Annotated in this window: 23 protein-coding genes and 1 tRNA gene; 12 read left to right on the forward strand and 12 right to left on the reverse strand. The window is 58.1% G+C overall.

From position 1 onward, the window contains the following. Positions 1–117: 117 nt before the first annotated feature. From KHQ26_RS15790 to KHQ26_RS15815, 6 genes are all read right to left on the reverse strand, one after another. Positions 118–621 carry a protein disulfide oxidoreductase gene (locus KHQ26_RS15790; RefSeq protein WP_020804157.1) on the reverse strand — a complete coding sequence of 168 codons (504 nt, stop codon included), beginning with the start codon at positions 619–621 and terminating at the stop codon, positions 118–120. Continuing rightward, a complete protein-coding gene (locus KHQ26_RS15795) occupies positions 611–1222 on the reverse strand; it encodes a DsbA family protein (RefSeq protein ID WP_020804153.1) in 612 nt (203 codons plus the stop codon). The genes KHQ26_RS15790 and KHQ26_RS15795 overlap by 11 nt, the downstream gene beginning before the upstream one ends. Position 1223: 1 nt before the next feature. Then, the gene (locus KHQ26_RS15800) at positions 1224–3233 is read right to left on the reverse strand and encodes a protein-disulfide reductase DsbD family protein (protein ID WP_020804152.1); all 2010 of its coding nucleotides are present in this window, start codon (positions 3231–3233) and stop codon (positions 1224–1226) included. 49 nt (positions 3234–3282) lie between these two features. After that, entirely contained in the window at positions 3283–3642 is a 360-nt protein-coding gene (locus KHQ26_RS15805) for a hypothetical protein (RefSeq protein ID WP_004185561.1), read from the reverse strand. 124 nt (positions 3643–3766) lie between these two features. Beyond that, on the reverse strand, positions 3767–5200 hold the full coding sequence (gene bglA, locus KHQ26_RS15810; RefSeq protein WP_002916322.1) for a 6-phospho-beta-glucosidase BglA: 1434 nt from the start codon (positions 5198–5200) through the stop codon (positions 3767–3769). Positions 5201–5318: 118 nt separating this feature from the next. After that, positions 5319–6047, reverse strand: coding sequence for a MurR/RpiR family transcriptional regulator (locus KHQ26_RS15815; RefSeq protein WP_002916321.1), 729 nt, complete (start codon positions 6045–6047; stop codon positions 5319–5321). Positions 6048–6096: 49 nt separating this feature from the next. Between KHQ26_RS15815 and yqfB the strand changes: the two genes are divergently transcribed. Further along, on the forward strand, positions 6097–6408 hold the full coding sequence (gene yqfB, locus KHQ26_RS15820) for a N(4)-acetylcytidine aminohydrolase (protein ID WP_004144734.1): 312 nt from the start codon (positions 6097–6099) through the stop codon (positions 6406–6408). A gap of 163 nt (positions 6409–6571) precedes the next feature. After that, a complete protein-coding gene (trhA, locus tag KHQ26_RS15825; RefSeq protein WP_002916317.1) occupies positions 6572–7231 on the forward strand; it encodes a PAQR family membrane homeostasis protein TrhA in 660 nt (219 codons plus the stop codon). Between the two features lie 150 nt (positions 7232–7381). On the opposite strand, the gene ygfZ is transcribed toward trhA, so the two are convergent. Further along, the gene (ygfZ, locus tag KHQ26_RS15830) at positions 7382–8365 is read right to left on the reverse strand and encodes a tRNA-modifying protein YgfZ (protein ID WP_002916313.1); all 984 of its coding nucleotides are present in this window, start codon (positions 8363–8365) and stop codon (positions 7382–7384) included. 245 nt (positions 8366–8610) lie between these two features. Between ygfZ and sdhE the strand changes: the two genes are divergently transcribed. Together sdhE and KHQ26_RS15840 are read left to right on the forward strand one after the other, a co-directional pair. Beyond that, positions 8611–8877, forward strand: coding sequence for an FAD assembly factor SdhE (gene sdhE, locus KHQ26_RS15835; RefSeq protein ID WP_002916312.1), 267 nt, complete (start codon positions 8611–8613; stop codon positions 8875–8877). After that, on the forward strand, positions 8858–9268 hold the full coding sequence (locus KHQ26_RS15840) for a protein YgfX (RefSeq protein ID WP_002916310.1): 411 nt from the start codon (positions 8858–8860) through the stop codon (positions 9266–9268). The genes sdhE and KHQ26_RS15840 overlap by 20 nt, the downstream gene beginning before the upstream one ends. 6 nt (positions 9269–9274) lie before the next feature. Here the strand turns inward: KHQ26_RS15840 and fldB are convergent, their stop codons facing one another. Beyond that, positions 9275–9796, reverse strand: coding sequence for a flavodoxin FldB (gene fldB, locus KHQ26_RS15845; RefSeq protein ID WP_002916308.1), 522 nt, complete (start codon positions 9794–9796; stop codon positions 9275–9277). A gap of 100 nt (positions 9797–9896) precedes the next feature. Between fldB and xerD the strand changes: the two genes are divergently transcribed. The 5 genes from xerD (at position 9897) to lysS (ending at position 15979) form a co-directional block, all read left to right on the forward strand. Beyond that, on the forward strand, positions 9897–10793 hold the full coding sequence (gene xerD / locus KHQ26_RS15850; protein ID WP_004144729.1) for a site-specific tyrosine recombinase XerD: 897 nt from the start codon (positions 9897–9899) through the stop codon (positions 10791–10793). Between the two features lie 22 nt (positions 10794–10815). Next, positions 10816–11529: a bifunctional protein-disulfide isomerase/oxidoreductase DsbC gene (gene dsbC / locus KHQ26_RS15855; protein WP_002916301.1), complete on the forward strand. Its 714-nt coding sequence runs from the start codon at positions 10816–10818 to the stop codon at positions 11527–11529. A 5-nt stretch (positions 11530–11534) separates the two neighbouring features. Then, the gene (gene recJ, locus KHQ26_RS15860; RefSeq protein WP_004149758.1) at positions 11535–13268 is read left to right on the forward strand and encodes a single-stranded-DNA-specific exonuclease RecJ; all 1734 of its coding nucleotides are present in this window, start codon (positions 11535–11537) and stop codon (positions 13266–13268) included. An 85-nt stretch (positions 13269–13353) separates the two neighbouring features. Continuing rightward, a protein-coding gene (gene prfB, locus KHQ26_RS15865) for a peptide chain release factor 2 (protein ID WP_095858446.1) occupies positions 13354–14452 on the forward strand; the annotation gives its coding sequence in 2 pieces (ribosomal slippage) (positions 13354–13428 and positions 13430–14452; 1098 coding nt in all). Between the two features lie 9 nt (positions 14453–14461). Further along, positions 14462–15979, forward strand: a complete 1518-nt coding sequence (gene lysS / locus KHQ26_RS15870; protein WP_020804156.1) for a lysine--tRNA ligase — start codon at positions 14462–14464, stop codon at positions 15977–15979. A 234-nt stretch (positions 15980–16213) separates the two neighbouring features. Here the strand turns inward: lysS and idi are convergent, their stop codons facing one another. Beyond that, positions 16214–16768: an isopentenyl-diphosphate Delta-isomerase gene (idi, locus tag KHQ26_RS15875; protein ID WP_002916298.1), complete on the reverse strand. Its 555-nt coding sequence runs from the start codon at positions 16766–16768 to the stop codon at positions 16214–16216. 316 nt (positions 16769–17084) lie between these two features. On the opposite strand from idi, the gene actS reads away from it, so the two are divergent. Continuing rightward, positions 17085–17798 carry an amidase activator ActS gene (actS, locus tag KHQ26_RS15880; protein WP_004157874.1) on the forward strand — a complete coding sequence of 238 codons (714 nt, stop codon included), beginning with the start codon at positions 17085–17087 and terminating at the stop codon, positions 17796–17798. Positions 17799–17878: 80 nt separating this feature from the next. Continuing rightward, positions 17879–17952, forward strand: a tRNA-Gly gene (locus KHQ26_RS15885). 167 nt (positions 17953–18119) lie between these two features. On the opposite strand, the gene KHQ26_RS15890 is transcribed toward KHQ26_RS15885, so the two are convergent. Beyond that, positions 18120–19508, reverse strand: a complete 1389-nt coding sequence (locus KHQ26_RS15890) for an MFS transporter (RefSeq protein ID WP_020804155.1) — start codon at positions 19506–19508, stop codon at positions 18120–18122. Between the two features lie 129 nt (positions 19509–19637). On the opposite strand from KHQ26_RS15890, the gene KHQ26_RS15895 reads away from it, so the two are divergent. After that, positions 19638–20567, forward strand: coding sequence for a LysR family transcriptional regulator (locus KHQ26_RS15895; protein ID WP_002916293.1), 930 nt, complete (start codon positions 19638–19640; stop codon positions 20565–20567). A 363-nt stretch (positions 20568–20930) separates the two neighbouring features. Here the strand turns inward: KHQ26_RS15895 and KHQ26_RS15900 are convergent, their stop codons facing one another. Both KHQ26_RS15900 and KHQ26_RS15905 read right to left on the reverse strand, forming a co-directional pair. Beyond that, positions 20931–21734, reverse strand: a complete 804-nt coding sequence (locus tag KHQ26_RS15900) for a carboxymuconolactone decarboxylase family protein (RefSeq protein WP_009308612.1) — start codon at positions 21732–21734, stop codon at positions 20931–20933. 33 nt (positions 21735–21767) lie between these two features. Next, positions 21768–22787: an aldo/keto reductase gene (locus tag KHQ26_RS15905; protein WP_009308611.1), complete on the reverse strand. Its 1020-nt coding sequence runs from the start codon at positions 22785–22787 to the stop codon at positions 21768–21770. Positions 22788–22798: the final 11 nt, after the last annotated feature.

The following is a 22798-nucleotide window of genomic DNA, read 5'->3' on the forward strand; positions in this document are numbered from 1 at the left end:
GTCCAACTTTTGGGGTGCAGTCCACTGCGCTTGCCGGGCCTACGGGGTCAAAGCCGAATGGTAGGCCGGGTGGCGGATACGCCTTACCCGGCATAAAAACCGCTAAAGCCCGACGGTCTACCAGGAGGCCAGCCACAGCCGCAGGCGCATTCCCCAACTGCTGGTCCAGCCGGTGGTGACCGACTTCACCTCGCCTTGAGAAATGACCACCAGCGTTGGCGTTACCTGGATATCCCACTGCCGCGCCAGCTGGCCGCTTGGATCATTCACCGTCGGCAGCGCCAGTTTCTTCCTGGTCAGCCACTTCTCCAGCGCGGCGTTATCGCCGGAACGCAGGGCTACCGTCAGCACATTGCCGCCGTCGGCGGCAAGCGATGCCACCGACGGCGTGGTATAGCGACAAACTCCGCACCAGGTCGCCCAGACGTACAGCAGCAGCGGCTTTTGCTGGCTTATGGCATGCAGATCCAGCGTCCTGCCGTCGAGTGTCTGCAGCGATGTGGCGCTGACGTTTTGCGGCAGCGCGGGCTGGCGAAAATAATCCACCGCCAGGCTCACCGCCGCGCCAATCAGCAGCCACACCGCCAGCTCGCGCAGCCAGCGCCTGATTTTACTGGCCACGGGCTTTCGCCAGCTGTTCTTTCACCAGCCCCTCCAGCTCATCAGCAGGGATCGCGCCGGCCACCATCTGATCGCCGATGATCGTTGCCGGGGTGCCCTGAATATTCAGCACCTGCGACAAAATCAGGTTCATCTTCAGCGAATCCATGGTCTTGTCATCGATATTTACACTATCGGTGGCGGTTTTCTTCTGCGCGGCGGCGATACTGGCGTCATCGTGATAGCCTTTTTTCGCCATCAGCCGCTGATGCAGCGCCCAGAATTTATCGGGCTGCTGACGCCAGGTGGAGAGCGCGATTTTAGCGGCATTCACCGAACTCTGCCCTTTAAACGGCAGCAGCTTAACGATGAGCTGGATGTCCGGATTATCGTGGACGATTTTTTCCAGCAGCGGATCAAACTGTTTGCAGTAAGGGCAGTTGTAATCGGTAAACGAGACGATTGTGAGTTTTGGCTCTTTCGCGCCGGTGCGCGGGCTATTCGGATCGTTAAACAGCAGCTGGGCTAACTGGTCATTACCGTTCGATTGTGGTTCTTCCGCCGGGGCGGCGAAGCTGAAGGCCGATACGTACAGCAGTAATAAGGCGGTGATAGCTCTCATGTTATTTTCCTTTAGCGGCGGACAGGGTGGCGATAAGTTGTTCGCGGTCTAACAGCGCAGGCAGAATCTGTCCCTGCGGCAATTCCGGTCCGTAAATCTGGTTAAACGGCACCGCGGCGCTGCCGCGTGCGGTTAAAAACTGACTAATGTCAGCGGAGGGGCGGCTCCAGTCGCCGCGTAAGGCGATCACATCTGGCGCTAACAGCGCCTGCTGGACGTCGTCGCGCAGCAGCACGTTGTATTTATTGGCTTTACAGGTCACGCACCAGTCGGCGGTGACATCAATAAATACCCGTTTATGCTCCGCCAGGGCGCTGGCGATAGCCTGCTCGCTGAGCGGCTGCCAGTTAACCCGGTCGCGGCGCGGGCCCTGGCCGTCCTGTTGGGCGACAAAGGCGACGGCGCCCGCTACCACTATGGCCAGGGCGCCCGCGCGCAGCGCCGTCCGCCAGCGGTAGCGCCAGGCGGTGGCCACTAGCAGGGCGATGGCCAGAATCACCAGCAGGGTAAGCACCGGCGTACGGCCGATGTGGATCGTCAGCAGGCTGACCAGCCATAGCGCTGAACTAAGCATCATTAGCCCCAGCACCACCCGCAGATGATTCATCCAGCGGCCCGGGCGTGGCAGTCGTTGCGCCAGACCCGGCCACGCGACGATAAGCAGCCACGGCAGGCTCATGCCGATCCCCATGGCGAAGAAAATGCCCCACAGCAGCGGCAGGGGCGCCACCAGCGCCACCGACACGGCGGTACCGAGGAACGGCGCGGTACAGGGCGTCGCCAGCAGGGTGGCGAAGGCGCCCTGCCAGAAATGGCCCATTAAGCCGTTGCCGCCCCTGGTGGCGAGGAAAGTGCTGGCGCTGGAGGAGAGGCGGATTTCGAACAGCCCCAATAAACTGGCGCTGAACAGCACCATCACCAGCGCCATCGCGCCGATAAACCACGGGTTCTGGAACTGGATGCCCCAGCCGAGCGCCTGATTCCCCAGGCGTAGCGCGGTCATCATCAGCGCCAGCGCCAGGAACGAGACGACGATCCCGCACACCGAGGCGAGGAACTGCCGCCGCACCGCGCCGCGTTCGCGACCTTCGGTTTGCACCAGCGAGCCGAGCTTCATGGCCAGCACCGGCAGCACGCAGGGCATGACGTTGAGAATAAGCCCGCCGGCCAGCGCCATCAGCAGCACCCAGCCTAACGCCAGCCCCGGCGCGGCGCTGCCGGCGGCGACGGCGATTTGGCTTTCCTGCGCCTGACCGCTATCGGCCAGCACCAGCGACAGCGTTTTGCCGCTCAGGTCCGGCGCCGCTTCGCCCCAGCTGTCGGTGACTGGTACGGTGGCGGTCAACGTATCGCCGCGGCTGGTAAAGCTCGGCTTACCGAAATCGACATCCTCCATGCTGTCGATAAACAGCGCTGGCTGCTGCCAGCCGGCATCGCGGCGGGCGGTCACCGTCAGTTTGCCGCTGACGTAGCTGGCGGTCAGTTGCGAAGTCAGACCATCGCGCAGCGGCAGTGTGCCCATCGCGCGGGTAAAATCATAATTAAATCGCTCCCCCGCCGGAGTCGTCATATCCAGCGAAAAGGGGTAGTCAGTGAGAATGCAGACATTGCTGCAGGTAGAGAGCGTCAGGACGCCGCTAAGCGTCGGCGGTATCTTCCCGCGCAGCGCCATCGGGAAGCTGACGTCGCCGTGATAGCCCTGAGTGGAAATGCCCGCGACGTCGAAGCGCTGCGGCGTCGGCCAGCGCCAGTTCACCTCCAGCGGCGTGTGCCAGGCGATAGCCGGCGCGATGCCGCCTTCCCCTGGCGAGCGCCAGTAGGTTTTCCAGCCCTTTTCCAGCGCTACGTCTAAAAGCAGGCGAGTGTCGCCATTGCTCTCGGTTTGCGCCCGCAGGCGGACGCTGGCGTGTTGATTGTCGGCGGCGCGCAGCCAGCCGCTGTCGGCGGCCTGGCTGACGGGCAGCCATAGCCAAAGCAGGCAGACCAGTAGTCGCCTGAATACCATATACATAAGTTTGCTCCGTAAGTGATGAATTAACCTGAACTGTCAGGAGAATCAATCACTCACGGAAGACGCATAATCGCAGATGCACCCGCAATCGGGGTGAGGAGATAACGCGGGGAGGCCACTGGCGTTCGATACGCGGCGGGATCGCCGCCAGCACCGCCAGCAGCAGGGTGATAGCCAACAGCGCCCCTTCAAACAGCATCGGCGGAACGGCCATCAGCGACTTGGCGCTGAGCTCGCACGGCGTGACCGGCGCCTCGGCCTGATCCTGGTTTTGCTGTAGCGACGGGCTGTCGGCGGTGAGGTTCATGACCAGCGCGTGCATCCCGGCCATCCGTTGAGCGGTGCAGGTTAGCACCACCAGACAGGCCAGGAGGACAAAAAGAATGGCTTTGCGTTGTCGCTTAATCATGATTGCCTCAAATATTCACGAGGCTTATCTTAACGGGCGAACGGGTTTTGGCAATGGTAAAGCTGTAAAGAAGTGTCTGGCGGATAAGCAATTAGCCCTCCCCCGGCCGGGAGAGGGCGGTTAGTTACAGGTTCTCACCGTTGCTGGCGATGACCTCTTTGTACCAGTTAAAGCTCTTCTTGCGCGAGCGGGACATGTCGCCGGTGCCATCGTCGTGTTTGTTGACGTAGATGAAGCCGTAGCGTTTGCTGTACTGCCCGGTGGTGAAGGAGACGCAGTCGATGCAGCCCCATGGGGTATAGCCCAGCAGATCGACGCCGTCATAAGTGACCGCTTTGATCATCTCTTCGATGTGGGCGCGCAGGTAGTCGATGCGGTAGTCATCGTTGATGCTGCCGTCGGCTTCTACTTTGTCGTAGGCGCCAAAGCCGTTTTCCACGATAAACAGCGGCTTCTGATAACGCTCATACAGTTCACACAGAGAATAGCGCAGGCCGACCGGGTCAATCTGCCAGCCCCAGTCGGAAGCTTTGACGTGCGGGTTCGGCACGCTGCCTTCGAAACCGGAAATGGCGTCGCCAGTGCCGCCCTCGGCTTTCACCGCGTTGGTCATGTAGTAGCTGAAGCCGAGATAGGCGCAGGTACCTTCGCGCAGGATCTGCGCGTCGCCGTCTTCCATCCTGATGTTGAAGCCGCGGCGTTCCCATTCATTCAACACATAGCTCGGGTAGTAACCGCGCAGCTGGACGTCGGTAAAGACGTAGCGCTCGCGCATCGACTCCTGGGCGAACATGACATCTTCCGGTTTGCAGGAGTAAGGGTAGAGGGCGACCATCGCCAGCATGCAGCCGACCTGCATGTCCGGGTTGATGCGCCGCGCCGCTTTCACCGCCAGCGCGCTGGCCACGAACTGGTGGTGCAGCACCTGGTACATGGTCTCTTCCGGATTGTCATGCTCGGTATAGACCACCCCGGAGCAGCAGTAGCCGAACAGCGGCGCGCGCCAGTTGCGCTGGTTGTTGATCTCGTTAAAGGTCATCCAGTATTTCACTTTGTGCTTATAGCGCTCGAAGACCACTTCGGCGAAGCGTACAAAGAAATCGACCACTTTGCGGTTGGTCCAGCCGCCATACTGCTGCACCAGGTGCAGGGGCATCTCGAAGTGGGAGAGAGTGATCACCGGCTCGATGTTGTATTTCAGCAGCTCGTCGAACATGTCGTCGTAGAACTTCAGTCCCTCTTCATTCGGCTGGGTTTCGTCACCCTGCGGGAAGATGCGGGTCCAGGCGATAGAGGTGCGGAAGCACTTGAAGCCCATCTCGGCGAACAGTTTGATGTCTTCTTTGTAGCGACCGTAGAAGTCGACGGCTTCGTGGTTCGGGTAGTATTTTCCCGCTTCGACCTGGTGGGTGATTTCGCGCGGCACGCCGTGCGCCCCGCCGGTCAACACATCGCAGATGCTGGGGCCTTTGCCGCCCTGATCCCAGCCGCCTTCAACCTGATGCGCGGCGACCGCGCCGCCCCATAAAAAATCTTTCGGAAGGGTTAATTTTTTCATCCTGGCTAATCTCTCTAATAACTATTGTTCTCGAGTCTAGCAAAGTGAAAGTGAATGTCACGATATAACAAATTCCGCCAAAGGTAATATGTTACATCAAAAAAACAGGCTGTTATTTTTAGCTGATTTTGCGCGCTAATTTACGTCCGAGGGATTCGAGAATATAGATCACTGGAATTTGCGTTGTAATATCGTAGACGCCGCCAATGCGCGTCTGCGGCACGTGCCAGGAGAGATTGAAATCAGCCAGTTTGGCCAGCCGCGAATGCTCATGGCTGGTAATCGACATCACCTTGCAATGATGCAGGCTGAACTGGCTGGCAAAGCGCAGGATCTCTTCCGTCTCGCCAGAGACGGAAAGCACGATCGCCAGCGCGTTGCGGGCCATATCGTTGGTTACAGGAAAATAGGGGTCGTCAATATGGTTGCTGAATTTACCGACGTTGGAGAAGAAGCGTGCGCCATATTTCGCCAGCGCGCCGGAGGTGCCGGCGCCGACAAAAATAATACGTTCGGAGGCGAGAATAATATCGACGGCCTGCTCGAGTAATTCATCGAACTCGTCATTATTGACGCTTTTAAAAAAGCTCATTATTTCGCTGGCGCCGATATTTGCCTGTTGAGGCTCATTCTGCTCGAGATATAATTTAAAGCGCACGCGAAATTCAGAGTAGCCCTCGCACTGCAGTTTGCGGCAGAAGCGTAACACGGTGGTCGTGGAGACCCCGGCGGCCTCGGCCAGTTCGCGGATGGTCATGTACATCACTTTGTCACGATTTTTAATGACGTAGTGGTAGACCATCATCTCAAGATTATTGAGACTGGCGACAGCGGCGTGGGAGAACATACTCACAGGGCGAACTCACAATTCATAATGACCAGGACGGAATTATATCATGCAGGCCAATGACATTACCTTTTTTCAGCGTTTTCAGGACGACATCCTCGCCGGGCGCAAAACCATCACCATTCGCGATGCAGCGGAGTCGCACTTTAAGCCCGGCGATGTGCTGCGCGTTGGGCGCTATGAAGATGACGGCTATTTTTGCACCATCGCCGTGACCGCGACCTCGACGGTGACGCTCGATACGCTGACCGAACAGCATGCGCAACAGGAGAATATGACTCTCGGGCAGCTGCGGCAGGTCATCAGCGACATCTATCCTGGCGAGAGCCAGTTTTATGTCATTGAATTCAAAACGCTTTAAGATAATCAGGAACAGCTGTGAGTTGAAATAAAAATGTAACTTTATGATTTTAAAGTATTTACAAATATACATCGTTTTATTTTAGCTAACAGGTGTTCACTGGAATCATTCTCAGTTACCCTAAGTGGGCAATGAAAGCGTTCTTGTTTTCACGGAGTCCAGTATGGTTCGCAAACCATTAATCACTCAGGGATATTCTCTGGCAGAGGAAGTTGCCAACAGCATCAGCCACGGGATCGGGCTGGTGTTCGGTATCGTCGGCCTTGTGTTGCTGCTGGTGCAGGCGGCGGATACAAACGCCAGCGCGACGGCGATCGCCAGCTACAGCCTGTACGGCGGCAGCATGATTATGCTGTTCCTCGCTTCCACGCTCTATCACGCGATCCCGCATCAGCGGGCGAAACAGTGGCTGAAGAAATTCGACCACTGCGCCATCTATTTGCTGATTGCCGGGACCTACACGCCGTTTTTGCTGGTGGGGTTGAATTCACCGCTGGCGAAGGGGCTGATGATCGTCATCTGGAGCCTGGCGCTGCTGGGGATCCTGTTTAAGCTGACCATCGCGCACCGCTTTAAAATTTTGTCGCTGGTGACCTATCTGACCATGGGGTGGCTGTCGCTTATCGTGGTCTATCAGCTGGCAGTGAAGCTGGCGGTGGGCGGGGTAACGCTGCTGGCGGTTGGCGGGGTGGTGTACTCGCTGGGGGTCATCTTCTACGTCTGCAAACGTATTCCTTATAACCACGCTATCTGGCACGGCTTCGTGCTCGGCGGCAGCGTGTGTCACTTCCTGGCGATTTATCTTTACATCGGCCAGTCCTGATAAACATCCCACGGTGGCGCTGCGCTTACCGTGGCTACAATACTCTACGGCCTGGAAATTCCACGGTGGCGCTACGCTTACCGTGGCTACGATATTCTGCGGCCGGGTAGCCCGGCTAAGGCGCAAGCGCCGCAAGCCGGGAACTTTTCCTTAATTTTCTTCCAGCGAATACGGCAATGGTTTGATGCTCAGGCTGCCGGCATCGTCGCGTACACGGAACACGCTGTCCGGTTCCATGTCGTTATTCATCACTACCTGGACCATCAGGCTTCCGTCATCCAGCTGTACGGCTGCCAGCACCGTACCGGTGCGGCGCCAGTTGTCGCCCATCTTCAGCTCCAGGTCTTCCCCGGCTTCCGGCACCCGGCTGGCGGTCCCTGACAGCGTCCACAGCGCGCGCTTATTGGCGCCGCGGAATTTCGCCCTCGCGACCATTTCCTGGCCGGTGTAGCAGCCTTTTTTGAAGCTGATGCCGCCCAGCGCCTGCAGGTTGGTGGCCTGCGGAATGAACTGCCCGCTGTTAGCGCTGTCGATAACCGGCAGGCCGGCTTCAATATTCAGCGCCAGCCACTGTTGGCTGTTGTTAAACTGCGCTTCGCCGCGCAACGCGTCGGTGACGCGGTTGGCGGTGTCGACATCGGTCACCAGCAGGAAGCGCTCGCCCGGGTGTTCAAACCACAGCAGGCTGGTGGCGCCTTCGCTGACCACCGGGGTGGCAGCGTCGGGCAAGGCGGCGAACAGCGGCGCCAGCGCGGCGCGCGCCTGGAAGCCGGCTACTCCCAGCAGAACCAGATCGTCGTTGGCGGCGATGGTGACTTTGGAGAAGACGGCATATTTTTTCAGCTCGGTCAGCTGCGCGTCGCGCAGGCTGCGGCGCTCAATCCACGCGAAGCCGCCCTCGCGACGGAATACGCGCAGGTTGCTCCACATCTTGCCTTTGGCATCACAGTGGGCAGCAAGCAGATGCTGGGCATCGGTGAGATGACTCACATCGGCGGTAATCTGCCCCTGCAGATATTTTTCGCTGTCCGGCCCGCTAATTGTCGCCAGCGCCCAGTCATCCAGGGTCATCAGCGTTAACGGCAGACGAGCGGAAGAGGAAGGCTGACGCGGAGGAAAAGGTGTAAAAGCCATAGTCATATCCTGAATCGCTTAACGCAGTGTGTGTGACCAATGGTAAAAGAGCTATAGTGCATTGCAAGTGCTTTCAACAGGCCATTTGTGCGCTGGCGTGAGACTGCCGCCTGACGCAGGGAATCAATAAACCCATCATTATTTTAAGGTTTTTATGGAAGGATGCTCGCATTCAGCGATATTCCTGTAAAGTTACGGCAGAAAACGGGTTAAACTAACCTATATTTTGCTGCTGGAAGGTCAACATGGACATTAACAATAAAGCACGTATCCACTGGGCATGCCGCCGCGGGATGCGCGAACTCGACATCTCCATCATGCCGTTCTTTGAGTATGAGTACGATACCCTCAGCGACGCTGACAAACAGCTGTTCATTCGCCTGCTGGAAAATGACGATCCGGATCTGTTCAACTGGCTGATGAACCACGGCAAACCGGCCGATGCGGAGCTGCAGCGGATGGTAACCTTAATTCAGACACGGAATCGGGAACGTGGTCCTGTGGCAATCTGATCTCCGTATCTCCTGGCGCGCGCAGTGGTTTTCCCTGCTGCTTCACGGCGTGGTGGCGGCCCTGGTGCTGTTGGTTCCCTGGCCGCTGAGCTATACCCCGATCTGGCTGCTGCTGCTGTCGCTGGTGGTCTTCGACTGCGTGCGCAGCCAGCGGCGGATCCATGCCCGTCGCGGGGAGATAAAACTGCTCACCGATTCCCGTCTTCGCTGGCAAAACGCCGAATGGGAGATCCTCGGGACGCCGTGGGTTATCAATAGCGGTATGCTGCTGCGTTTGCGCCATGTCGATACCCGGCGCGGACAGCATCTTTGGCTGGCGGCGGACAGCATGGACGCCGGAGAGTGGCGCGATCTGCGCCGGCTGGTGCTGCAAAAACCGGCGCAGGAGTAAGCCGCGTCAGGAAAAGTGTTCGGCCATTTCGCCGAGGATCTGCTCGCACCAGCTCTGGATGCGCTCGTCGCTCAGGTCGTACTGGTTGGTTTCATCCAGCGCCAGGCCAACGAACAGTTGGCCATCGGCGATCACCGGTTTCGGGCTGGTGAACTCATAGCCTTCGGTTGGCCAGTAGCCGACAAACTTCACGCCCCTGGTCGCCAGCTTGTCATGCAGCATGCCGAGCGCGTCAAGGAACCATTCGCCGTAGCCCAGCTGATCGCCCATGCCGTACAGCGCGACGATCTTTCCCTCGAGGTTCAGGGTGTCCAGCTGATCCCAGACCGCTTCCCAGTCTTCCTGAATTTCGCCGAAATCCCAGGTCGGGATGCCAAGGATCAGTACGTCGTACTGGCTCATCAGCGCGGGGGAGTCATCTTTCAGATTGTGCAGCGTCACCAGCTCGGGGCCGATGATATCGCGGATTTTCTCCGCGGCCATTTCGGTGTAGCAGGTACTGGAGCCGTAAAACAGACCTATATTCATCGCGTAAACATCTCGATTCTTGCCGTGAATGGCGGGCAGTGTACCAGAAAGGCGTCCTCTTAAGGCATAATGAGAGCGTTTAACGAACAAAGAGGCCGATGTGAAACAGGATCTGGCACTAATCGAACAGTTTCTCGATGCCCTTTGGCTGGAGCGCAACCTGGCGGAGAATACGCTCAGCGCCTACCGTCGCGATTTGACGATGTTAGTTGAGTGGTTGCACCATCGCGGCCTGTCGCTGGCAAGCGTTGGCAGCGACGATCTGCAGGCGCTGCTGGCTGAGCGGCAGTCCGGCGGCTACAAAGCCACCAGCACCGCGCGCCTGCTGAGCGCCGTGCGCCGTTTTTTCCAGCATCTGTACCGGGAAAAAATTCGCCCGGACGATCCCAGCGCGCTGCTGGCCTCGCCGAAGCTACCGCAGCGGCTGCCAAAAGATCTCAGTGAGGCGCAGGTTGAGCGCCTGCTGCAGGCGCCGCTGGTGGAGCAGCCGCTGGAATTGCGCGATAAAGCGATGCTGGAGGTGCTGTATGCCACCGGCCTGCGCGTCTCGGAGCTGGTGGGGCTGACGATGAGCGACATCAGCCTGCGGCAGGGCGTGCTGCGGGTGGTGGGAAAAGGCAACAAAGAGCGGCTGGTGCCGCTGGGGGAAGAGGCGGTACTGTGGGTGGAAAATTACCTCGAGTATGGTCGCCCCTGGCTGCTGAACGGCGTGGCGTCGGATGTCTTATTTCCCAGCCAGCGCGCCCAGCAGATGACGCGCCAGACCTTCTGGCATCGGATTAAACACTATGCCGTACTGGCGGGGATCGACAGCGAAAAGCTTTCCCCGCACGTGTTACGCCATGCGTTCGCCACGCATTTGCTCAATCATGGCGCCGATCTGCGCGTGGTGCAGATGCTGTTAGGACACAGCGATCTCTCCACCACGCAGATATACACCCACGTGGCGACCGAGCGTCTGCGACAACTTCATCAACAGCACCACCCGCGGGCGTGAGTGCTGAACAAAAGGACTGAGTATGAAAAAAGGTTTATTGATGTTCACCCTGCTGGCGGCCTCCCTTTCAGGAGCGGCGCACGCCGATAGCGCGGCAATTAAACAGTCGCTGGCGAAGCTGGGTGTGCAGAGCACCGATATTCAACCATCGCCGGTTTCCGGGATGAGCACGGTGCTGACCGACAGCGGCGTGCTGTACGTGACCGACGACGGCAAACATATCATCCAGGGGCCGATGTACGACGTGAGCGGCGCGCAGCCGGTCAACGTCACCAACCAGCTGCTGCTGGGTAAGCTGAACGCGCTGAGCAATGAGATGATTGTCTACAAAGCGCCGAAGGAGCAGCACGTCATCACCGTCTTCACCGATATTACCTGCGGCTACTGTCATAAACTGCACGAGCAGATGAGCGACTACAACGCGCTGGGGATCACCGTGCGTTATCTGGCCTTCCCGCGCCAGGGGCTGCAAAGCCAGGCCGAGCAGGATATGAAAGCGATCTGGTGTGCGAAAGATCGCAACAAAGCGCTGGATGACGCCATGAATGGTAAAGGCGTGCAGCCGGCGAGCTGCAGCGTAGATATCGCCAAACATTACACCCTCGGCGTGCAGATGGGCGTCAACGGTACGCCGGCGATGGTCCTCAGTAACGGCATGGTGCTGCCGGGCTATCAGGGGCCGAAAGAGCTGAAGGCGTTCCTCGATGAGCACAAAAAACAGACAAGCGGTAACTGATTCGCGTGAAACAACAGATACAACTACGCCGCCGCGAGGCGGTTGACGGCGTCGAACTCCCCGCCGACCTGCCGCCGCTGCTGCAGCGACTATATGCCAGCCGCGGGGTGCGCAGCGCGCAGGAGCTGGAGCGCAGCGTCAAAGGCATGCTCCCCTGGACGCAGCTCACCGGCGTTGAAAAAGCGGTCGAGATGCTGCATGACGCGTTCCAGAAAGGGTTGCACATCGTGGTGGTCGGCGATTTTGACGCCGACGGCGCCACCAGCACCGCGCTCAGCGTGTTGGCCCTGCGCGCGCTGGGTTACGGCAACGTCTCCTATCTGGTGCCGAACCGCTTTGAAGACGGCTACGGTTTAAGCCCGGAAGTGGTCGATCAGGCCCATGCTCGCGGCGCGCAGATGATCATGACCGTCGACAACGGGATCTCGTCCCATGCCGGCGTCGATCATGCCCATGCGCTGGGGATCCCGGTGCTGGTGACCGATCACCATCTGCCGGGCGAGACGCTGCCGGCGGCGGAAGCTATCGTTAATCCCAACCTGCGCGATTGCGACTTCCCGTCAAAATCACTGGCCGGGGTGGGGGTGGCGTTTTATCTGATGCTGGCGCTGCGCACTTTTCTGCGTGATAAAGGCTGGTTCGACGCTCGCGGCATCCCCGCGCCGAACCTTGCCGAGCTGCTGGATCTGGTGGCGCTAGGCACCGTCGCGGACGTCGTGCCGCTGGATGCTAACAACCGTATCCTCACCTGGCAGGGGTTAAGCCGCATTCGCGCCGGCAAATGTCGGCCCGGTATTAAGGCGCTGTTGGAAATTGCCAACCGCGATCCGCAAAAGCTGGCGGCCAGCGACCTCGGTTTCGCCCTCGGGCCGCGCCTGAACGCGGCGGGACGGCTGGACGACATGTCGGTCGGCGTCGCGCTGCTGCTGTGCGACAACATCGGCGAAGCGCGGGTGCTGGCCAACGAGCTCGATGCGCTTAATCAGACGCGCAAAGAGATTGAGCAGGGGATGCAGGCGGAAGCGCTAACGCTCTGTCAGCAGCTGGAGCGCAGCGCCGATACCCTGCCCGGCGGGCTGGCGATGTACCATCCGCAATGGCATCAAGGGGTAGTCGGCATTCTCGCCTCGCGGATTAAGGAGCGCTTCCATCGCCCGGTTATCGCTTTTGCGCCTACCGGCGACGGCACGCTGAAAGGCTCCGGTCGTTCCATTCAGGGGTTGCATATGCGCGATGCGCTGGAGCGCCTTGATACGCTTTATCCCGGGCTAATCCTGAAGTTCGGCGGCCACGCGATGGCGGCGGGCTTATCGCTGGAGGAGGCGCGTTTTGAAGAGTTTCAACAGCGCTTCGGCGAGCTGGTGACCGAATGGCTGGATCCTGCGCTGTTGCAGGGCGAGGTGGTTTCCGATGGCCCGCTGGCGGCGGCGGAGATGAGCATGGAAGTGGCGCAGATGCTGCGCGACGCCGGGCCGTGGGGGCAGATGTTCCCGGAACCGCTGTTTGACGGTCGTTTTCGCCTGCTGCAGCAGCGGCTGGTGGGCGAGCGTCACCTGAAGGTGATGGTCGAACCGGTTGACGGCGGGCCGCTGCTGGACGGTATCGCCTTCAACGTTGATACTTCCATCTGGCCGGATAACGGCGTGCGTGAAGTCCAGTTAGCCTACAAGCTCGACATCAACGAGTTCCGCGGCAACCGTAGCCTGCAGCTGATCATCGATCACCTCTGGCCAAATTGACAACAGTGTAGGAATAAGGGCGCGAATCCGGTAGAATTCCGCTCTTATCACCGCATTTTGACAAATCCATTAAAAGAAACCGACCATGTTTGAAATAAATCCGGTAAAAAACCGCATTCAGGACCTCACGGAGCGCTCCGACGTTCTTAGGGGGTATCTTTGACTACGATGCCAAGAAAGAGCGTCTCGAAGAAGTAAACGCCGAGCTGGAACAGCCGGACGTGTGGAACGAACCCGAACGCGCCCAGGCGCTGGGTAAAGAGCGTTCTTCCCTGGAAGCCATCGTAGATACCCTGGATCAGATGTCCCAGGGGCTGGAAGACGTTGCCGGCCTGCTGGATCTGGCCGTGGAAGCGGACGACGAAGAGACCTTTAACGAAGCCGTCGCCGAGCTGGATACCCTGGAAGAGAAGCTGGCGCAGCTTGAGTTCCGCCGCATGTTCTCCGGCGAATACGACAGCGCCGATTGCTACCTTGACATTCAGGCCGGTTCCGGCGGCACCGAAGCCCAGGACTGGGCCAGCATGCTGATGCGCATGTACCTGCGCTGGGCGGAAGCGCGCGGCTTTAAGACCGAAATCATCGAAGAATCCGAAGGTGAAGTCGCGGGGATTAAATCCGTGACCATTAAGATCATTGGCGATTACGCCTACGGCTGGCTGCGTACGGAAACCGGCGTTCATCGTCTGGTGCGTAAGAGCCCGTTCGATTCCGGCGGCCGCCGTCATACCTCCTTCAGCTCCGCGTTCGTTTACCCGGAAGTGGAAGACGATATCGATATCGAAATTAACCCGGCCGACCTGCGCATTGACGTATACCGCGCCTCCGGCGCCGGTGGTCAGCACGTTAACCGTACGGAATCCGCGGTGCGTATTACCCATATCCCGACCGGGTTGGTGACGCAGTGCCAGAACGACCGTTCGCAGCACAAAAACAAAGACCAGGCCATGAAGCAGATGAAAGCAAAGCTTTATGAACTGGAGATGCAGAAGAAAAATGCCGAGAAGCAGGCGATGGAAGACAACAAGTCCGATATCGGCTGGGGCAGCCAGATCCGCTCTTACGTGTTGGATGACTCGCGTATTAAAGATCTGCGTACCGGGGTGGAAACCCGCAACACTCAGGCGGTGCTCGACGGCAGCCTGGACCAATTTATCGAAGCAAGTTTGAAAGCAGGGTTATGAGGAACCAACATGTCTGAACAACAAGCACAGGGCGCTGACGCGGCAATTGACCTTAATAATGAACTGAAAACCCGTCGCGAGAAGCTGGCTGCGCTGCGTGAGCAGGGCGTCGCATTCCCGAACGATTTCCGTCGTGACCATACCTCTGACCAACTGCACGCTGACTTCGATGGCAAAGAAAACGAAGAGCTGGAAGCGCTGAACGTTGAAGTGGCCGTTGCTGGCCGCATGATGACCCGTCGTATCATGGGTAAAGCGTCCTTCGTGACCCTGCAGGACGTAGGCGGCCGCATCCAGCTGTACGTGGCGCGTGATGACCTGGCGGAAGGCGTTTATAACGACCAGTTCAAAAAGTGGGACCTCGGCGACATCATCGCCGCCCGCGGTAAGTTGTTCAAGACCAAAACCGGTGAGCTCTCTATCCACTGCACCGAGCTGCGTCTGTTGACTAAAGCTCTGCGCCCGCTGCCGGACAAATTCCACGGCCTGCAGGATCAGGAAGCGCGTTACCGTCAGCGTTACCTGGACCTGATCTCCAACGATGAATCTCGTAAGACCTTCAAAGTGCGTTCGCAGATCCTGGCAGGCATCCGTCAGTTCATGGTTGGCCGCGGCTTTATGGAAGTAGAAACCCCGATGATGCAGGTGATCCCGGGCGGCGCTTCCGCGCGTCCGTTCATCACCCATCATAACGCGCTGGATCTGGACATGTACCTGCGTATCGCGCCGGAACTGTACCTCAAGCGTCTGGTGGTTGGCGGCTTCGAACGCGTCTTCGAGATCAACCGTAACTTCCGTAACGAAGGGATCTCCGTTCGTCATAACCCAGAGTTCACCATGATGGAACTCTACATGGCTTATGCGGATTACAAAGATCTGATCGAGCTGACCGAATCTCTGTTCCGCACCCTGGCGCAGGACACCCTCGGCAATACCGAAGTGCCTTACGGCGACCAGGTGTTCGACTTCGGCAAGCCGTTTGAAAAACTGACCATGCGCGAAGCGATCAAGAAATACCGTCCGGAAACCGAGATGGCGGATCTGGATAACTTTGATTCCGCGAAAGCGATCGCTGAATCTATCGGCATCAAAGTGGAGAAGAGCTGGGGTCTGGGCCGTATCGTGACCGAGATCTTCGAAGAAGTGGCGGAAGCGCACCTGATCCAGCCGACCTTCATCACCGAATACCCGGCGGAAGTTTCTCCGCTGGCGCGCCGTAACGACGTCAACCCGGAAATCACCGACCGCTTTGAATTCTTCATTGGCGGCCGTGAGATCGGTAACGGCTTTAGCGAGCTGAACGACGCCGAAGACCAGGCGCAGCGCTTCCAGGATCAGGTTGATGCGAAAGCCGCAGGCGACGACGAAGCAATGTTCTATGACGAAGACTATGTCACCGCGCTGGAACACGGCCTGCCGCCGACCGCTGGTCTGGGTATCGGTATCGACCGTATGGTAATGCTGTTCACCAACAGCCACACCATCCGCGACGTTATTCTGTTCCCGGCGATGCGTCCGCAGAAATAATCGCCCTTCGCGAAAAGCAAAAAACCCGGCTTGCCGGGTTTTTTTATGTCTGATGTGAGGTCCTAAGGCTGGCGTAGCCTGGCTCAGCGCAGCGCAAGCCGGGGATCCCGGATGACGGCGTAAACGCCTTATCCGGGCTACGCAATGGCGCAGAACCGTAGGCCTGTGCAAGCGTAGCGCCGCCAGGCATTAATGACAGGCACAGGGCTGCGCCTGGCCTGGAGAATAGTCAGCTTACCCGCGCAGACGCGCAACAAAGTCGGTCAGCGCCTGGCGGGCGTCCCGATTTTCCGCTTCCAGCACCATCCACGGGCTGAACGCCCACGGCGTGGCGGCCAGCGCGCTTAACATGGTTGCCAGGTCAACCCACTGATAGTCCATGACTTCATCGTCGTTAGGCTGCACTTCGCTTACCACGCGCGCGGCATATACCGGGCACACTTCGTTCTCAACGATACCGTTTGGGGCGACCGCCCGGTAGCGGAAGGCCGGGTGAACCGGCGCGATATCAGAGATCTCCACACCGAGTTCGAAGCGACAGCGGCGCGTGACGGCCTGCTCGAAGGTCTCGCCCTGCTGGGGGTGTCCGCAGACCGAGTTGGTCCATACCCCGGGCCAGGCTTTTTTGCCCAACGAACGGCGAGTGACCAGTAACTGACCCTGCTGGTTAAACAGCCAGCAGGAAAACGCGAGATGTAAAGGGGTATCAAACGTATGGGCGGCATACTTCTCCAGCATACCGGCAGGCTGATCCTGCTCATCCAGCAAAATGACGTGTTCCCCGGCCATGACGACTCCTGAAAATAAAAAATGACCCGGCACAAACCCGCCGGGTCATGTACTCAGGCCACTAGGGTAGCCCATAAATGGGAGAAAGGCATTACCAAAACAAGCCCTGGAGGCAGCTCTGTGAACGGCAACGCGCAATAGTGAGGAGAGGCCGCCGCGCCGCGTGGCGCAAATATGAATTTCTGCCTGCCGCAGACCGCGCGCTAGGGACGGGGGATAATGGTTTCGCCATCAGGGATGACGCCCTGCGCCGCGGACTGGTATGATATTCGCCCTGATTGCGAGGTAAGTGGTTGTGTTAAGTGCAGGATGCCTGATGATGAAACGCTTTTATATGACACTGATGCTGGCGGCAAGCCTGGTGCTGGCCGGCTGCTCCAGCACCTCCGATTCCGGTGGCACCTACACCGTTAAACGCGGCGATACCCTGTACGGCATCTCCCGCACCACCGGCACCAGCGTTCGCGATCTGGCCCGCCTGAATAACATCTCCCCGCCTTACACCATTGAGGTGGGGCAGAAGCTGAAGCTTAACGGCAGCAGTTCAACGAAGACAACGAAGAAAAAATCTTCCTCTACGCGCACCGCGGCGGTCACGCCTTCGTCCGCGGTACCTCAGTCCTCCTGGCCGCCGGTGGGACAGCGCTGCTGGCGCTGGCCGACCAGCGGCAAAGTGGTCCTGCCTTATTCCACCGCCGATGGCGGCAATAAAGGTATTGATATCGCCGGAACCCGCGGCCAGCCGGTGTATGCCGCCGGGGCGGGCAAGGTGGTCTACGTCGGCAATCAGCTGCGCGGCTATGGCAACCTGATCATGATTAAGCACAGCGAGGATTACATCACCGCCTATGCCCACAACGATAAGCTAATGGTGAATAATGGCCAGAGCGTGAAGGCCGGCCAGCAAATTGCCACCATGGGCAGTACGGATGCCGACTCAGTGCGGCTGCATTTCCAGATCCGCTACCGGGCGACAGCCATCGATCCGCTGCGTTACCTGCCGCCGCAGGGAAGTAAACCTAAGTGCTAAAAGGTTATTTTATCGCCAGTCAGCATCCGGCAGGCTTGTCACAGGGTGCGTAAGGGCTATAATGCTTCTCGCACCTCTTCGCGGGCGTAGTTCAATGGTAGAACGAGAGCTTCCCAAGCTCTATACGAGGGTTCGATTCCCTTCGCCCGCTCCAAATTCAAGTCTCCTGAAGTCTACCTAACTCAATTTTCCCTTGATAAATCAGCGGTTATAGCATTCTGTTAGTCTATTGAACCCCGACGGAAGACTCCGCTTTGGTTGCGGGATCGGCGTTTTGCGCTGCTGGCGCTGGAGTCGTAGCGTTTAGTGATATTTTCGCGCTTATCCTGTTTCCGCAGGATGAGTGATTTTACGCAACCGGCTCGCGCTGACGACGACCGATACCGCAGAGGCCGCGGCGGCGCTCCACAGCGCAACATGAATTGACCTTTCATCTGCTGCCAGCAGAACGGCTACGGCGGCGGCTCCCAGGCACTGCCCGAAAGTGCGCATAATGGATAAAACACCGGACGCATAACTCGCGTGCTCACGAATAACGTTTGAGAGCATTTCCCGGTTATTGGGACTCTGAAAGCAGCCAAACCCTATTCCGCATACCAGACTTCGCAGGCAGATATCCCACATTGAAGGTCTGGCGGGTAACGTCGCCAGCAGGATCAAACCGACGACAAATATCACCAGCCCCAGGGTGGATATCGCCGGGGCTGATATCGTGTCCGCCCAACGGCCTGCATGCGGCGCAATCAGCACGATCCCTAATGGCCACGGCGTAAACAGCAGGGCAGACACTACCGGACTGTAGCCGTATCCGCTCTGAAACAGGAAGGGTAGCGCAATAAAGGTGATCCCCTGGCTGACGAAAGCAACCATCGACGTGAAGGCCGCGAGGGTAAAACGTTCATTTTTAAACATGCTCGGCGGCAGTAAGGGAGAACCCGTGCGGCGGATTTGCCAGATAAAAGCCATGCCGCTCAGCGCAGCGAGAGCCATCCAGCAAAGGCTGCCGAATTGAAAAGTAGCGTTCTGTAGGCTGTTCGCCGCCATGATCGTCGAACCCAACAGCAGCGCCGACAATATGGCGCCCACGGTGTCGAAGGGCGCCTGCATACGGATCGCATCCCGCGGCAGCGCTCTGACCGCCAGCAGTAAGGCGAGGGTGCCGGGAAGAACGTTTATCGCAAACAGCCATTGCCAGCTAAGGGTGTGAAGGATCGTACCGCCCAATACCGGGCCGATAGCGGAGCTCGAGGCAATGAGCAGGGCATGGAACCCCAGAATGCGGCCAAGTAAGCGTCCGGGAAATACGGACCTGAGTATTGCGGGGGCAATACTCAGCGTCGCCGCGCCGCCGATCCCCTGAAGCACGCGCATACCGATAAGCACTTCGGGCTTATTCGCCAGCGCACAACCCAGTGATGTCAGGGTAAAGGTCGTCAGGCCCGCCAGAAATACGGGGCGATAACCCAGACGGGCCGCAAGCGCCGCGAATATCGCCAGCGTCATCGCAGCCGCCAGCAGATACCCGTTGGCGAACCAGACGGCAATACTGGCAGGTACCTGCATCTCCTGAGCCATGGAGGGCAGGGCAATGTTGATCATGGTGCCATCAAACACGCCCATTAAGGTGGTGGTCATTATTGCGGCCATCACCCGTGCGCGCGCCGGGCCAGGCAGTCCTTCGTCGCCGGGTTGACTGGAAAAGAGCGTCATCATTTGTCCTCTGAGAAGAGTGTATGGATGACAAAACTATAAAGATGGCTTTTACCAGGCGGAAGGCGCACTATTTTCACTTTATTGTTGCATCAAACGCCTTATCTTAATGTGCTGGGAGGAAGGGTAATGTCTGATCCCGATTTTAATTTGCTGGTAGCTCTCGACGTATTGCTGAGTGAAGCGAGTGTCGCAGGTGCGGCTCGTCGTCTGAACCTCAGCACTTCGGCCATGAGCCGGACATTAAGCAGGTTACGCGATGTCACAGGAGACCCGATCCTGGTACGCGCCGGGCGTAACATGGTACTGACCCCGTGGGCCGAAGCGACCCGGGATCGCGCCAGGCGTGCAGTGCACGATGCCAGGGCGGTATTACAGCCCTCAACTGAAACGTTCAGCGCGCAAAATCTGGCGCGTCTTTTTACCATCAGGGCAAACGATGGTTTTGTGGTGGCGTTTGGGCCTGCGCTTATAGCAGCGGTTGCCGACGCAGCGCCGGACGTCTGTATACGCTTCGCGCCTAAGCCGGAAAAAACGTCGCGCTATCTTCGGGAAGGGCTGGTTGATCTGGAGATTGGCGTTCAGAGTAATATGGGGCCAGAAATACGGCTGCAACGACTGTTTGAGGATCGGTTTGTTGGCGTCGTCCGTAAAGGGCACCCGCTGGCTAAGCAGGCTGAAATAGGCGTGAGTGATTATGTCGCCTGGGGCCATGTGGTAGCGTCACCCGAGGGCGCGTTGCACGGATCCGTTGACGATGCGCTGGCCGAACTGGGGACAAAACGTAAAATTGCAAGCGTCGTACCGGGATTTCCGACAGCACTTTCCGTGGCGCTGGAATCGGATCTTATCGCCATGATACCCGCACTCTATTTACTCAATCAGCAGGTAACGGACCAGGTACACCTTTTCGAGCTGCCGTTCAAAAGCCGTCGTATTACGGTATCGCAGATGTGGCACCCAAGAATGGAACGCGACCCCGGTCACCGCTGGCTGAGAGAGCAAATTCTTGCGATATGCGGTGTGGCCCGGTCAGTCATGACTAAGGAGCCTGTATAGCGATTGCTATAACATCAATTTATATTAAATGTATAATTCAATTCATTGATATTTAATATAAAATACATCAATCGAAGTAGCGGTGTAGTAGCTAAATTGAGATGTCCATCTCTGGACCAAATAGACATGTCCGCGCTACCGTCTCGCCACAGCGATCGCTGCTTTCAAAGGATGAGACTCATGACGGCATACGGAACGGCAATTTTCTCAATGAGCGATGTGAACAGACTCACGATCGAAGTCTCCATACTTCGATAGACCGTTTATGTTCTTTCCGCGAGACCTAATCGAAAGCCCTCGTGGTACCTTTAAATTAACAATTAACGATAAATAAAGGACAGCTTCCCTGTCCTTTATTCTTTTTTATTCAGCTTTGCTCTCGCGCGCTCGCAATACCTCACCGACCACCGGGGCGGCGGTAAACGCATTTGGCCATCCCGCGTAGAACGCCGCCTGGGCGACCACTTCTCCGGCCTCTTCAGCCGAAAGCCCATTATCCATAGCTCTGTTTAGGTGGTAGCCAATCTGCGCGCTCTGTCCGGCGGCGATTAACGCGCTGACCGTCACCAGACTTCTGTCGCGGGGCGTAAGCGCGGGCCGTTGCCAGAGGTCGAGAAACAGCGGGTCGGCGGTAAATTTAACCAGGCCAGGCGAAATGGGGCCGACATTTTTTTCCACGGTGTCTGCACGCTGTTTCTCTACCTGTTCATTGAGTGGCAGCAGCGTTGGCGAGGCGGCGGGCAGGGCCTCTGCCGTCACGCCCCTGGCTTCAAAGATGGTTTTAGCGACGCTGACGGCTGACATCGCATTGGGCCAGCCAGCGTAGAAGGCGAGGTGAGTAATAATCTCTGACACTTCCGCTGGCGTCACGCCGCTATCGAGCGCAACGGCAATATAGTGCTTCAGCTCGCCTGGCTGGTTGCGGGCAATCAGCATCGCTACGGTCACGATGCTACGGTCGCGGGCGGACAGGGCGTCACGTTGCCAGAGGTCGTTGCTGATGGCCTCGCGGCCGAAGCGCGCCAGCGCCGGGGAGACCGCTTGAATATCAGCGTCAGCAAGGGTGGAAGGGGTAATTTTCATCATAGCTTCATCTCTTTGTTCGTTGGCATAGGCAAAATCAGACAGCACAAGCGACAAGGCTGCCGCGGCAATCACGTTTTTCATATTTGCTCCTTTCCCGATCAGCAGGGCGGAGCGTTACCGCGTCCAGACCTGCTTAACGTCCTTCGTTTGCGGCGTGTTTTGCGCCATGATCCCCGTCAGAACGTGCGGCTGGTAGGTTTCTTCAAGAAACTGGATTTCCTCCGGGCTCAGGTGAAGATTGACTGCGTTTACCGCGCCATCGACGTGATCTTTTTTTGTGGCCCCTACGACAGGCGACGTCACTTTTGTCAGCAGCCAGGCCAGCGAAATTTCGGTCATGGAGACCTGATGCCGTTCGGCAAGTTCGGCGACGCGGGCAATAATGATCCGGTCCTGTTCTGCCGTGCCGTCGTATTTGCCCCGGGCATAATCATCTTCCACCGCTCGCCGCGTGTGGCCTTCTAAGCGGGAGAGACGGCCGCTGGCCAGCGCGCTATAGGGAGTCATGGCGATACCCTCTTCCGCGCACAGCCCGAACAGCTCTCGTTCATCTTCACGCATAATCAGGTTGTAGTGGCTCTGCACAGAAACAAAGGATGTCAGCCCTTCGCGTTCGGCAAGGGCGTTCACCTTCGCCAACTGCCAGGCATAGCAATTGGAAATGCCAATCGCGCGCACCTTGCCGGCGGTCACTGCGGTGTGCAGCGCCTCCAGCACGTCGATAACCGGGGTGTTGTAATCCCAGATGTGGTAGATGTAGAGGTCGATGTAGTCCATCCCGAGGTTTCGCAGACTCTGGTCAAGCGAGCGGGCTATCGCCTGTTTTCCGCTGATCCCCTCGGCAATCTGCGCGGCGGTTCGTGGCAGAAACTTGGTGGCCAGCACCACCTCCTCGCGTTTTGCCATCTCCCGCAGCGCCCGGCCAACGTACCGTTCGCTGGAGCCGTTCTGATAGGCGATGGCGGTATCGTAAAAATTGATGCCCTGTTCCAGAGCGTGGCGGATGATGTCCCGGCTGGCTGTTTCGTCCAGCGTCCAGCGATGCTGACCCGTTGACGGATCGCCAAACCCCATACATCCCATGCAGATACGGGAGACCAGTAAGTCACTCTTCCCGAGCCGGGTATACTGCATCGTTATTTTCT

The sequence above is a fragment of the Klebsiella sp. 10 genome, from assembly GCF_018223925.1.
Lineage (GTDB): Bacteria > Pseudomonadota > Gammaproteobacteria > Enterobacterales > Enterobacteriaceae > Klebsiella > Klebsiella pneumoniae.